At 43.0% G+C, this 12,980-nt stretch carries 10 protein-coding genes; 5 read left to right on the top strand and 5 right to left on the bottom strand.

From position 1 onward, the window contains the following. The first annotated feature begins 107 nt into the window (after positions 1 to 107). Positions 108 to 1,244, top strand: a complete 1,137-nt coding sequence (locus VIM89_RS00455; RefSeq protein WP_488154144.1) for a lactonase family protein — start codon at positions 108 to 110, stop codon at positions 1,242 to 1,244. 88 nt (positions 1,245 to 1,332) lie between these two features. Here the strand turns inward: VIM89_RS00455 and bshA are convergent, their stop codons facing one another. From bshA to VIM89_RS00430, 5 genes are all read right to left on the bottom strand, one after another. Further along, positions 1,333 to 2,475 (bottom strand): N-acetyl-alpha-D-glucosaminyl L-malate synthase BshA, encoded by a 1,143-nt coding sequence (gene bshA / locus VIM89_RS00450; RefSeq protein ID WP_488154143.1) that lies wholly within the window; start codon positions 2,473 to 2,475, stop codon positions 1,333 to 1,335. Between the two features lie 208 nt (positions 2,476 to 2,683). Further along, positions 2,684 to 3,061 (bottom strand): VOC family protein, encoded by a 378-nt coding sequence (locus tag VIM89_RS00445; RefSeq protein WP_488154142.1) that lies wholly within the window; start codon positions 3,059 to 3,061, stop codon positions 2,684 to 2,686. 405 nt (positions 3,062 to 3,466) lie between these two features. Beyond that, positions 3,467 to 4,279, bottom strand: coding sequence for a DUF6597 domain-containing transcriptional factor (locus VIM89_RS00440; RefSeq protein WP_488154141.1), 813 nt, complete (start codon positions 4,277 to 4,279; stop codon positions 3,467 to 3,469). A 98-nt stretch (positions 4,280 to 4,377) separates the two neighbouring features. Continuing rightward, entirely contained in the window at positions 4,378 to 6,195 is a 1,818-nt protein-coding gene (locus VIM89_RS00435) for a serine hydrolase domain-containing protein (protein ID WP_488154140.1), read from the bottom strand. Next, positions 6,182 to 7,816 carry an amidohydrolase gene (locus VIM89_RS00430; protein WP_488154139.1) on the bottom strand — a complete coding sequence of 545 codons (1,635 nt, stop codon included), beginning with the start codon at positions 7,814 to 7,816 and terminating at the stop codon, positions 6,182 to 6,184. The genes VIM89_RS00435 and VIM89_RS00430 overlap by 14 nt, the downstream gene beginning before the upstream one ends. A 311-nt stretch (positions 7,817 to 8,127) precedes the next feature. Between VIM89_RS00430 and mutL the strand changes: the two genes are divergently transcribed. From mutL to VIM89_RS00410, 4 genes are read left to right on the top strand one after another with little or no spacing between them, the layout of a single operon-like run. Next, the gene (mutL, locus tag VIM89_RS00425; protein WP_488154138.1) at positions 8,128 to 9,999 is read left to right on the top strand and encodes a DNA mismatch repair endonuclease MutL; all 1,872 of its coding nucleotides are present in this window, start codon (positions 8,128 to 8,130) and stop codon (positions 9,997 to 9,999) included. Positions 10,000 to 10,018: 19 nt separating this feature from the next. Next, on the top strand, positions 10,019 to 10,738 hold the full coding sequence (locus VIM89_RS00420) for a rhomboid family intramembrane serine protease (protein WP_488154137.1): 720 nt from the start codon (positions 10,019 to 10,021) through the stop codon (positions 10,736 to 10,738). Positions 10,739 to 10,775: 37 nt separating this feature from the next. After that, entirely contained in the window at positions 10,776 to 11,639 is an 864-nt protein-coding gene (locus tag VIM89_RS00415; protein ID WP_488154136.1) for a rhomboid family intramembrane serine protease, read from the top strand. Continuing rightward, positions 11,629 to 12,735, top strand: a complete 1,107-nt coding sequence (locus VIM89_RS00410) for an endonuclease/exonuclease/phosphatase family protein (RefSeq protein ID WP_488154135.1) — start codon at positions 11,629 to 11,631, stop codon at positions 12,733 to 12,735. The genes VIM89_RS00415 and VIM89_RS00410 overlap by 11 nt, the downstream gene beginning before the upstream one ends. Positions 12,736 to 12,980 lie beyond the last annotated feature (245 nt).

Here is a 12,980-nt window from a genome sequence, read left to right as displayed (position 1 = left end):
TTCACCTTTATTATTTAAAGATCTTATCTGCGCCTTTCGCCTTTTACCTTTCACCCTTCGCCTTTTTCTGCCTTAATTACTAACTTGCACTATTAACCATCCTAAAAATGAAAAAACTTCTCTTAATTCTCGCCTTGGCATTTCCGGTGTTGCTTTATGCACAGAAGAAAGACAAGACGCCATCCACTTATGATCTGCTGATAGGTACCTATACCAAAGGGAAAAGCAAAGGCATACTCGTTTACCGCTTTTATGTTGAATCCGGAAAGCTGGCATACCTGAGCCAAATTGAAGGCGTAAGCAATCCAAGCTATTTATGCGTTTCAAAAGATAATCATTTCGTGTATGCTGTAAATGAAGACGGCAAAGACGGTGGTGTAAGCTCATTTACTTTCGAGCCGAACCTGGGCAAACTGACGCTTTTAAATAAACAATCGTCTGAAGGGAATGATCCGTGTTATGTTTCTGTAGACGAAGATCGTAGAAATGTATTCGTGGCTAACTATACCAGTGGTAACCTGGTGGTACTTCCTGTAAACAAGGATGGATCATTGAAACCGGTTTCCCAAAATATACAGGATCAGGGGAAAGGCCCTGATGCAAGTCGTCAGGAAGGGCCGCACGTACATACAGCCTTTTTCTCACCTAATGAAAAATATTTGTTATACACGGATCTGGGGACCGATAAGCTGAATATTTGTCGCTACCATGCATTGGATGAAAAACCGTTATCACCTGCTAACCCTGCTTCGGTAAGTGTAAAACCAGGCAAAGGTCCGCGGCATGTTGTGTTTTCTCCGGATAAGAAATACTTGTACCTGTTGCAGGAAATGGGCAGTAATATCAACGTGTATAAATTTAATGGAGGAGATCCTAAAGAAGTACAAAGTATAGATATGTTGCCGGCAGGTTTTAAAGGAACTAATGGTGCAGCAGCAATCCATATCTCGCCGGATGGCCGTTTCCTGTATGCATCAGACCGCTTAGATGCAAGTGCATTGCTGGTTTATGCTATTAACAAAGAAACAGGAGAGCTTAGCTTTATTCAGCGCCAATTGACTTACGGTAAAAACCCGCGTGATTTTGCTATCGACCCATCGGGTAAGTTCCTTTTAGCAGCCAACCAGGACAGCGACAATATACTGGTTTTCAAAATTGACGAGGCTACCGGCAAACTATCCCTTACCCGCAATAAAATCGAAGTTGGTAACCCGGTTTGTTTGAAATTTACTCCCGCAGAATAAGGTGAAAGCTAAAAGGCGAAAGGTAAAAGGCGAAAGGTAAAAGGTGTTAAAAAAAGCCTCTTACCTTTCGCCTTTCACCTTTATCCTCTTACAGAATTTGTGCGCTGCTTTTCTCTATTACTTCAGCATAATAGCTTTCGTAAACGGGTAATATGATCGATAAATCGAATTCCTTGGCGCGTGCCAGCGAATTTTCTTTAAATGTTTTCAGGCGATTTTCGTCTTCTAAAATGTAGATCGCTCGTTCGGCCATTCCATCTACATCACCTATATCTTTAAGGAAGCCGGTTACGCCATCCACATTCAATTCTGGCAGACCGCCGGCGTTAGAGCTTACTACAGGGACTTTGCAGGCCATAGCTTCTAATGCCGCTAAACCAAAACTTTCGGATTGTGATGGCATCAGGAATAAGTCGGATACTGATAGAATTTCTTCTATCGCATCCTGTTTACCCAGGAAACGCACATTATCGCTTACGCCTAAGTCGCGCGCCAACTGTTCGCATTCCGAGCGCTCGCCGCCGTCGCCTACCATTAATAGTTTTGATGGAATGCGTTCGATCACTTTGGCGAATATCTTAATTACATCCATCGTGCGCTTCACCTTGCGGAAGTTGGAGGTGTGGATCAATATTTTTTCTCCAGCAGGCGCAATAGCCTTTTTAAAATGATCTTTTGCTTTCAGACTAAAGCGCTGCATATCGATAAAATTGGGGATCACCCTGATCTCATTCTCTATCTCAAAGAAATCAAAGGTGTCTTTTCGCAGATTCTCAGATACAGCGGTAACACCGTCCGATTTATTGATCGAGAAGGTAACGACAGGTTGATAGGTTCTATCCTTACCGACTAATGTAATATCCGTACCGTGCAGCGTGGTTACCACCGGGATATAAATACCATAGGTCATCAATATCTGCTTGGCCATAAACGCGGCCGACGCATGCGGGATGGCGTAATGTACATGCAGGATGTCCAGCTTCTCGAATCGCACCACATCAACCAAACGGCTTGCTAAAGCCAGCTCGTAGGGCGGGTATTCAAAAAGCGGGTATTTGGATACAGCAACCTCGTGATAAAAGAGGTTCTCTGAAAAGAAATCGAGTCTGGCAGGTTGGTTATAGGTGACAAAATGCACCTGGTGACCGTTATCTGCAAGGGCCTTGCCCAGTTCGGTTGCAACAACCCCGCTACCGCCAAATGTGGGGTAGCATACTATTCCGATCTTCATTGATTTGGTTTCTCTCTCTTGCTAAGTAGTAATGAAACTATCGCACGTTGCCGGCCTTAAAACCTCGCCGGTGTGCGTGCAATAGTTTCACTGATGCAAGTTTAACAGCTATTTATGTCAATAGTGTTATAGCTGTGTAAAATGATTTCGGAAGTCGGAATTTGAAATAGCGATTATAAATCCGAAATCGAATTTCCGAAATCCGAAATCAAACACTTGTGATCCACCAGGTATTGCCAAACGGGTCGAGGATACCTGCGCTTCGGCCATAACCCTGGTCGGCAGGAGGCATCCTGGTTGTTGCACCATGGGACAATCCTTTCTCATAAACCTTATCGCAATTGTCTACATAGATAAATAAACCTGCGTTTTGTTTAGCGTGCTCAGAAGTAGCATCGGCAAACATAATCACACTGCTGCCTATGCTGAGTTCGGCGTGCATAATCAATGTTTCAGTACGCATGGCCTTGTACTTTTCTACAGCGCCAAACACATTTTTTGTAAAGTCAAAAAACTCAGCAGCGTTCTCAACTATGAGGTAAGGCATGATCTGTTGATAGCCTTCCGGGATTTTAAAATTTTCCATAACGTTTTGTTTTTAAACAAAATTGGGTGGAATGTGGATAACGAAATTGTAAAAACGAGACATTTGCCCGTAATTAATGTTAAAGAATAGATTGAAATATATGCTTCGTTCCTGATGATGGTAAAGAAGAAATTATATTATTTAATGACGTTTTGTATCTTCGGAAAACCTTTAAATGTATTTTATAATATTAATCATTTTACTTTTCCTTGCAGGATATAATACATCTGGGTATATAGATGGTTAAACTATTATTTTGATACGGATAATCGTGTTTATATTCAACGGCTTGGAATAACCATTTTAACGCTGGTTATTTGCACAATAACATTCTTTGGAACATTCCTGTTAGTAGGTTTTTTGTTCACCAAATTATTTCATCATTAGTTAAGTCTGATGGTCAATTTATTGATTGATGCTCTTCCATTCTGTTCCCTCCGCATCACCTGAAAAATAGAAACCCGGATGATAGCCCGTAAACGCCTTCACATCATGAATAAAATGCGATTGATCATAATACCCGCATTCGTAAGCAATCTGCGTTAATGATTTGTTTTGCCCGTATTGTTTCAATGCATTTTGCAGGCGGGTAAGTCGCAAATACATCTTAGGACTAAAGCCGGAATAAATCTTAAACTTTCGATCGAACTGTCGTGTAGAGAGTGCAAATTTTGATGCCAGGTCATTCACATTGTAGCCTGTATTATTATGAACAGCATACCGCACGGCCATCATCATGCTTTTTTCGAGCAGTTGTCTTTTGTGCAATTGTTTTTCCAAAAATGCCGAAAGGATAGTCACGCGCTCCTTATTGTCAACAGCCAGCATGATCTGTTCCTCCAGGAATTTACCTTCGTCGCCTAATAATAATTGCAGATCGAGCTGTGTATTAGTGGTTTCCTCAGCAGGCAAACCAAATAGCCGCGGAATAGCATAGGGATAAAGATAAGCACCGAAAATACCGAAATCCTCATTGGTTATAAACCGCGAAAATTGGTTGGTTTGCGCATGTAATCCTGAGTGGTAATTAGCCGGGTGATCGTTCCCGGTTAAATCATCAAAAGTACCTTTGTAATGAAAAACGATCTCAGCACAGCCATCCGCAACTGAGCGATACACATATGATGGCTCATTTAATGAAAGCTCATACTCGTACACCCAAAAGCACCGCACATAGGGCTTAAGTATTTCGGGTGGTGGTATGGTGAGGTATTTCATTTGATTTCGGAAGTCAGATTTTCGAATGCGGAATTATTTAAAATTACAAACAAATCCGCAATCCCAATTCCGAAATCGAAAATCCGCATTCCGAAATCCTACAGTCCTTTCTTTATCGCTTCGTAAACCGCATCCTGTATCCGTGGACGGATGTTCAGGCTGGAAAGCTTATCAGTCACCTTTGGGTTTACGCGGTTTGATAGAAAGATATAAACCAGGTTGTAGGTCGGATCAACCCAAACGCCTATTCCGGTATATCCTGTATGTCCGAACGTTTTTGGCGATGCCAGTTTTGATGGGTAATGGCGGTCCGCAATCGGATCCCAACGGTCAAAGCCTAAACCGCGGCGACTTACATCCGATTGTTTGGCTGTGAATTTATCTACCGTTTCAGGCTTGAAATACTGATCACCACCGTAAGTGCCACGGTTCAGCAGCATTTGATATAAAATGGCCAGGTCATTGGCTGTGGCGAACAAACCTGCATTGCCCGAAACACCGCCCAGCAGAGCCGCAGTCGGGTCATGTACGTAGCCATCTAATAAGCTATGACGAAATACTTCATCATCCTCGGTAGGCACTATACGATTTGTAGGGAACCGTTTATAAGGCAGAAAGCCGGCGAATTGCATGCCCAACGGCTCATAAAAGTTATCCTGAACATATTCGTTAAGCGGTGTTGCCGTGATCGACTCATCTATCTCCTTCATAAAACACATGCTGAGGTCGCTATATACATATTGCCCGCGGGTATTTAAAGGTGAGTTGAGCATATCGGCCCACATCACATCGCGGAAATAATCCTTACGCAGGTAAAAGTGCAACGCAACTTTAGTAGGATAAGCTGCTGATGAATCCGTACTGATATCTGTTGGTTTCAGTTTCTCATATGTTTGTATATCGGGGATCAAACCTGCCTGGTGTTCCAGCAGTTCGCTTATTTTTATATCGTTTTTGTTTGTTTTACGGGCCATCGGGATATAGGTACCGATGGTCGAATCTATGTTCAGGCGACCTTCTTCCGTTAGCCTCATGCTTTCGATGGTAGTGGCTGATATTTTAGTTACCGAAGCCAAATCAAAAATATCGGTGAGTTTATCAGGTATGGTCCGGTCATAAGTATGGTAACCGTAGGCTTTGTTGAAGATCACTTTGCCATCCTTCGCCACCAGCACCACGCAGCCGGGAGTTGCCTGGTTGGCAATGGCTTCATAAGCAATCTTATCAATCTCAGTAAGATTGTTGGAGTTGATGCCCACTTCTTCCGGAACGGTATATTGCAGACGAGTTTTGGTAGTGATAAAACCTGTACCTGCACGATATTTCTGCGAATAGGTTTTATCCAGATTTTGAGTAACTGCTATCCCGCCAAAAATTGCCTCTGCGCTAAATATGGCTGAAACGGGTGAAGATTTACTTGAAAAGATAATCGGCGAATTAATGTTTTCCAGCTTCGCCAGCGAACTGCCATCACCAAAGTAGGCGATCACCAGGTTTTTCGAACGACGGTTTTCGCCAATAAAACTTATGATCTGCGGATTAGCCATGTCGGCATCAGTGATTTGCACGATCAGCGTATTATATAGCTTGGTATCGAAATCCAGCACGCCCTGTCCCGGTAGACCCACATAGGCCATTCCGTCAAACGATTCGATCGCGCTATACTTGTTCAAAAGACTATCAAATACAGCGGAATGAGGATACGAGAAATGGATACTGGCAATGGTAAGCTGCCCTAACTCCTTTAGCGGGATCTGGTTTTGACCATTATTCAGTAAGACGGTTGATTTTTCTACAGCTTTTTCTTCATTAACAAAGACTTGACCAATTAAAGGAGGATTTTGTGCGCAGGCCGAATGAACTAAAATAAATCCTGAAAGCGCAAGGAGACAAAATCTCCATTTATTTTTTCTCATATACTTTTTCTCCGTTGACGTAGGTTTTTAATACTTTAACATTTGGCAGGTCCGAACCTTTCACCCTCATAATATCGTTGTCTAATATCACAAAATCGGCGAATTTACCAGGCTCAATACTGCCTTTTTCTTTTTCTTCAAATTGTGCCTTCGCGGCCCATATGGTCATTCCTCTTAACGCATCAGCGCGGCCTATCGCATTTTCTGGTTGAAATCCCCCTTCGGGATAACCTTTCAAGTCTTGCCGCACCACAGCTGCATAGAACGTATAAATCGGACTGATATTCTCTACCGGGAAATCCGTTCCCAGCGGCAGCCAGCCATTTTGCTGTAGCAATTGATTATATGCATAAGCTGTTTTTAATCTTTTTTCGCCTAAGCGTGCTCCTGCCCAGCGCATGTCTGATGTGGCATGGGTGGGCTGTACCGATGGAATGATATTATAATCGCCAAAATAATGAAAATCCTCCGGCGCTATTACTTGAGCATGTTCTATTCTCCAGCGGTGATCATTTTTCCCTTTCAAAACGCTTGCATAAACTTTCAGGATGACCCGGTTAGCCGAATCACCGATGCAATGCGTACACATCTGAAATCCTTTAGCTGCAATCTTTTCTGCCACCTCCTGGAAGTGTTTCTGATCACTCAGCAAAAAACCCTTCCAGTTTTTCTGATCGTCATAGGGTTGCAATAAACACGCTCCTCTCGAACCCAGCGCACCGTCGGCATAAACCTTAAAGCCGCGTACATCCAAACCAGGAGTTTTAAACACGCCGCGCTTGAACAAGTAATCGTAATTTTCCTGCCTGTCTGAAAGCAGCACATACATGCGCATCTTCAGCGAACCTTTATGCTGTAATTGGGCGATGGTGTTAACCATGGTATAGGGGAGACCACAGTCCGAAACGGTCGTCAGTCCATCGGCAAAACAATTCCTTTGGGCGAACAAGAAAGCATCTTCAGTCTCCTGGTCGGTAGGTGCGGGTATTTTACGTGTTACAATTCCTACGGCATTATCGACCAAAATACCTGTAAGCTTTCCTTTCACTGTTTCAATCTCACCGCCGGTAATAGTTTGCCCAGGTTTTACCCCGGCCAGGTTTAAAGCGGCCTGGTTAGCAATAGCTGCATGTCCATCCACACGTGTAAGCAAAACAGGTCTTACCGGAAATAATTTATCCAGCTTGTCTTTAGTAGGAAACTGCTTAACCTTCCATTTATTTTGATCCCAGCCCCGGCCAATTAACCAGCCATCCGGGCTGCGTTTTGCACCTGCCAACACCGAATCGACAATTTCATCCCAGCTTTTGGTGCTGTCCAGGTTCACTTCCTGTAATCCCAGGCCATATTCATAAAAATGGGAGTGGGCATCAATAAAGCCCGGGTAAACCGGTTTGCCACCGGCATCAACCACCTGATGAGCCTTGTAGATGTTTTCCAATGAATCCGCCTTGCCCACTGCGATGATCTTTCCGCCCTTCACCACAAATGCATCCGCGACAGAAAATTTAGCATCAACAGTGTAAACCACCGCGTTTTTTACCAGCAGATCGGCATTGAAATCCTGCTGCTTTGTACAGGCGGCAAATAAAAACAGCAGCAGAGGCAAAAGTTTTTTCATTGGCAAGCGTAGGTTTTACAGATATACAATTATCTGCATATTATGTTGTTTTTTAAAGCAGAAAGTATTAGTTGAGTCGTAAGTCTTTAGTCGAAAGTCATAAGTCATTGATTTTAAAGACGACTTCAGACTTGCGACTTTTGGCTTAAGACTTTCTAAAATGTCACACCAATATAATAATGAGCGACTTATTACCATATCGTATATATACCGCCTTCAAAAGGTAAAGTTATGCGCTCAAATATTTAATTTAGCATCATAAATGATCCGTCCGCTAGCTAGCGGACGATCGGAGAAGGGAAATTGATTAAATGCCAGATATAATTCAGCTTTTACCAGATTCGGTAGCCAACCAGATTGCAGCAGGAGAAGTAGTGCAGAGGCCCGCGTCGGCAGTAAAGGAACTGATTGAGAATGCGATAGATGCCGGGGCAGACAAGATACAACTGATACTGAAAGATGCCGGGAAATCACTGATACAGGTGATCGACAACGGTTGTGGCATGAGTGTGACCGACGCGCGTATGTGCTTTGAGCGTCATGCTACTTCCAAAATACGAAAAGCTGAGGACCTGTTCGCCATTCGTACCATGGGTTTCCGCGGCGAAGCGATGGCTTCCATAGCGGCTATAGCACAGGTGGAGTTAAAAACCCGTCGTCATGAGGATGAACTGGGGACCTGCCTGCTGATAGAAGGCTCAGATGTAGTAAGTCAACAAGCCTGTTCAACTACTGCGGGCACATCTATATGCGTCAAAAACTTGTTTTACAATACACCAGCCCGGCGTAATTTTTTAAAAAGCGACCCGGTTGAAATGCGCCATATTGTAGATGAATTTCAGCGTGTGGTGCTGGCCAATCCGAATATATTTTTCTCAATGCACCATAACGGGCAGGAGGTATTTCATTTGCCTGCGGCATCGTTAAAGCAGCGTATTATTCACCTGTTTGGGAACAATTATAACCAGCGGTTGGTTCCTGTTGAGGAGGATACCTCTATCATCAAACTGCATGGTTATGTAGGCAAGCCTGAGTTTGCCAAGAAGACACGCGGCGAGCAATTCTTTTTTGTGAACAACCGCTTTATAAAGGATGCTTATCTGAATCATGCGGTGCTGACGGCCTTTGAAGAATTACTGCCTGATGAGAGTTATCCTTTGTATGTGTTATTCATCGATATCGATCCATCCAAAATTGATATCAATGTTCATCCGACAAAAACGGAAATAAAATACCAGGACGAGAAATCGATCTATGCCATCATCCGCTCGGCGGTAAAACGCTCCCTCGGGAAATACAATATCACACCAACACTGGATTTCGACCAGGAAAACAGCATCGGGCATTTGATAACCGAGAAACCGCTGGAGCAGATCGTTCAGCCGACGATCTCGTTCAACCCGGATTTTAACCCATTTGCAAACGAACCACAAGGGCCTAAAGCCGAGCGATCATCGTCGCCTTCCTATGCCCGTGATGTAAGCGATCATCGTCGCACGCCCGTTCCGGAAAACTGGGATACATTGTATGAGATAGCCAAACGTGAAGAATCCGTTCAACAGGAAATGCATGGGGAAGTAACTATTCCGGTTCAGGAGCAGGAAGTAAGCAAATCGAGCGAGCGGCAATTGTTCCAGATACATAACCGGTACATTCTTTCGCAGATCAAGTCGGGTTTTATGCTGATCAATCAGCAGGCCGCACACGAAAGAGTATTGTACGAGCGTTTTTTGCAGCAGCTGGATAATCATTCAGGAACCAGTCAGCAAAGCCTGTTCCCGCAAACAGTAACACTCAATGCCGGGGACTTTGAATTGCTGAAAGAGCTTTTGCCGGATATCCGCGGACTTGGATTTGATATACGCGAGTTTGGAAAAAATACGGTGGTGGTAGAAGGCATCCCCGCCGATTTGAGTAATGTAGCAGAACATGCTTTGCTGGAACACTTATTGGAGGGTTTTAAAAACAACCTCGCCATCGTGAAGTTGGATAAGCGCGATAACCTGGCGCGGTCGCTTGCCCGGAATGGTGCGATCAAGACGGGTGCAAAGTTGTCGTTGGAGGAAATGAACTTACTGATCGATCAGCTTTTTGCCTGCCAGATGCCAAACCTGGCATTGAACGGTAAGCCTGTAATCAGTACATTTACCATGAATGAATTAGCCGAACGGTTTGAAAAATAAAAAGAACTAAATTTTACCTATGAGTGCATACAGGCAATCGCCATTTTCCAATATAACACCGGTTGTAAAAAACCTGCTGATCATCAATGTTATCTTCTTTGTCGCCTCTTTCCTGCTGCGTAACGTATTTGACATGGACAGGTGGCTGGCGGTATATTACTTCAATTCGCCGGAATTTAAATTGTGGCAGATCATTTCCTATATGTTCATGCACGCCAATATAATGCATATACTTTTCAATATGCTTGCCCTCTTTTTCTTTGGACCGATACTGGAATACAGTGTAGGTCCTAAGCGCTTTCTGAACCTCTATTTTATATGCGGGATCGGGGCTATACTATTGCAATGGGCTGTACAGGCTTTCCAGGTACACAGTCTAACCGGTGGTTTCGTTATTTCGCACCCCGAGTTAAAGTCATCATATATAGAATACGGCGCTAATGCCCAACGCCTTATTGATATTTATTTTGCCCCCGTTGTAGGTGCTTCCGGTGCTATTTTCGGATTACTGGTAGCATTTGCCATGCTTTATCCGAATATGGAAATGATGATATTGTTTCTTCCCATTCCGATCAAAGCAAAATATATTGTGCCTGGTTATATATTAATAGAAATATGGTCGGGTGTGGGTCAGCAGAGTGGCGATAATGTCGCACACTTTGCACATATAGGTGGTGCGCTTTTCGGTTTCTTTGTTGTAAAATTCTGGAGATTGAACAGACCTAACAACTATTTCTGATGTTGGTGCGTTATGCTGATATTAGGTTAAATTATTTATGAATACCTGGCAACAAATTCAATATAAAATGCTCAGATCGGGCAGCAGGGTAAACCTGCTGATCGGCATCAACGTGCTTGTTTTTTTACTGGTCAATATTGCCGGGGTAATCGACAGGTTGGTTTTCCGTAGCGATTTTATAGATTTTTACTCCAGCGAGTTGCTTTTGTTGCCTTCATTTCTGCCCCGTTTAGCTAGCCATTTCTGGACACCGCTTACCTACATGTTTATGCATGCAGGTATTTTTCATATCCTGTTCAATATGCTTTGGTTATACTGGATAGGGCAAATATTTGAGGAGTATCTTGGCAATAAACGAACTATCGGTCTGTATCTTCTAGGTGGATTGACGGGGGCTATTTTTTTCGTAGCGGCATATAATGTTTTTCCATTTTTTGCTTCTGTCCTAGCCAGCAGCACGGTTGTAGGCGCTTCAGCCAGCGTAATGGCAATTATTGTTGCCACAGCTACGTTGTTGCCTGATTATAGTTTGAACCTGATCCTCTTAGGTCCAATAAAGCTGAAATGGATAGCTTTATTTTATGTTATCCTTGATTTCCTAAGCATTGCAGGCCCCAACGCAGGCGGCGAATTTGCTCACCTGGGTGGCGCATTATTCGGCTTTATCTATGTCAAGCAATTACAACGTGGCAACGATTGGATAGGCGCCATTACCGGAATCTTCAGGAAAAGGTCAAAAATGAAGGTGGTATCCCGGAATTCGGATAAAAACACAAGCGGGAAACCCCGCCAGGATGAAATAGACCGTATATTAGACAAGATTACAGAAGCAGGCTATGAAAGCCTGAGCAAACAGGAAAAAGAGACTTTATCCAGGGCCAGCAAGGACAATGAAGCCTAAAAAAGGACTAAATTTTATTGATAAACTTTTTCTTTGGGTCAACGTGGTCTGCTGCATTGGTTTATTGATAAGTTACCTTGCACCTGTTGTCAACCCCGAAAAATTCTGGCCCATCGCCTTCTTTGGTTTGGCTTATCCATTCTTATTAGTCGCCAACATTATACTCATTGCTTATTGGTTATTGCGAAGAAGTAAATGGATGGTCTTATCTATAATTGTCATCGCCCTGGGATGGGGGATATTGAATAAGAATATCGGCTTGCGCTTTCCATCAGCCTATGGTATAAAAAAGGCTGAAGCCATAAGGGTAATGACTTACAACGTACACAACTTTAAGCGTTATGGCTCGAAGAATGACATCCCCACCAAACACGAAATATTGTCCATCATAGCAGATCAGCAGCCTGATATTATCGGCTTCCAGGAGTTTTATACACGAAACAAAGGGCAGTATAATATGCTCGACTCCATTCAAAAAATACTGAGGTCCAACAATTATTTCTTTGAATCGGTGGTTGAAAATAATACAGAAGCTATTGGATTGGCACTATTTTCCAAACTACCCATAGTTGCTCATGGCTATATACAACTGACTGATAGAAGAAATGAGAACCAATGTATTTATGTTGATGTAAAAAAGGGCGATAAAATATTCAGGGTATACAGCGTGCATTTGCAGTCTATCCGCTTTGATCCGGATGATTACCGTTACCTGAATAATATTTCACAGCAGGGCAAGCCGGAAGTTGGCTCGGCCAAACGATTGGGCTATAAGCTAAAGATCGCCTTCCAGAGACGAAGTGAACAGGTATTCAAAATCAAACAACATGCCGATTCCTGTGCTTATCCATATATTATTTCGGGTGATTTTAATGATACGCCAACATCATTTGCAGTCAATCAAATGAGCAAAGGACTGAAAAATGCCTTTCGTGAAAAGGGCTCGGGCTTTGGTCGTACTTACAACGGCAGCTTTCCAAATTACCAGATCGACTATATTATGGCAGGTCAGCAATTTGACGTGCTAAATTATGCCATTATTGAGAAGCGTTTATCGGACCATTATCCTGTCTGTAGTGATTTGGTATTAAAGTGATCGTTTCCTCAGATATTGTATTTAAGTCCTCCGAAACTTTTGATGACCTGACCCGTAGGGTCTATCGCTTTGTAGAAATTTCAACAGAAGATATTTTTGCCTCATAGAGCAATGTCATTAAGTTAAGAAAATAGCAAAGGTTACAGAATTTATAGTTTTGAGGTATCGAATCTTAAAACCAAAATCTGTAACCCAATGCTGTCTGTAAATGTAAAAATCATTGAAGAATTAAAGAACTTTTTGTT

Origin of the sequence: Mucilaginibacter sp., assembly GCF_036568825.1 — a bacterium.
Taxonomy (GTDB): Bacteria; Bacteroidota; Bacteroidia; order Sphingobacteriales; family Sphingobacteriaceae; genus Mucilaginibacter.
The sequence above is the reverse complement of the archived record's forward strand: the minus strand, read 5'-3'. Positions and strand labels throughout refer to the sequence as shown.

Bases quoted from the DNA above. Each gene is read 5' to 3' on its own strand.
- VIM89_RS00435 (WP_488154140.1), bottom strand. From the start codon at position 6,195: ATGAGAAAAAATAAATGGAGATTTTGTCTCCTTGCGCTTTCAGGATTT.
- bshA (WP_488154143.1), bottom strand. From the start codon at position 2,475: ATGAAGATCGGAATAGTATGCTACCCCACATTTGGCGGTAGCGGGGTT.
- mutL (WP_488154138.1), top strand. From the start codon at position 8,128: ATGCCAGATATAATTCAGCTTTTACCAGATTCGGTAGCCAACCAGATT.
- VIM89_RS00445 (WP_488154142.1), bottom strand. From the start codon at position 3,061: ATGGAAAATTTTAAAATCCCGGAAGGCTATCAACAGATCATGCCTTAC.
- VIM89_RS00440 (WP_488154141.1), bottom strand. From the start codon at position 4,279: ATGAAATACCTCACCATACCACCACCCGAAATACTTAAGCCCTATGTG.
- VIM89_RS00410 (WP_488154135.1), top strand. From the start codon at position 11,629: ATGAAGCCTAAAAAAGGACTAAATTTTATTGATAAACTTTTTCTTTGG.
- VIM89_RS00420 (WP_488154137.1), top strand. From the start codon at position 10,019: ATGAGTGCATACAGGCAATCGCCATTTTCCAATATAACACCGGTTGTA.
- VIM89_RS00455 (WP_488154144.1), top strand. From the start codon at position 108: ATGAAAAAACTTCTCTTAATTCTCGCCTTGGCATTTCCGGTGTTGCTT.
- VIM89_RS00415 (WP_488154136.1), top strand. From the start codon at position 10,776: ATGAATACCTGGCAACAAATTCAATATAAAATGCTCAGATCGGGCAGC.
- VIM89_RS00430 (WP_488154139.1), bottom strand. From the start codon at position 7,816: ATGAAAAAACTTTTGCCTCTGCTGCTGTTTTTATTTGCCGCCTGTACA.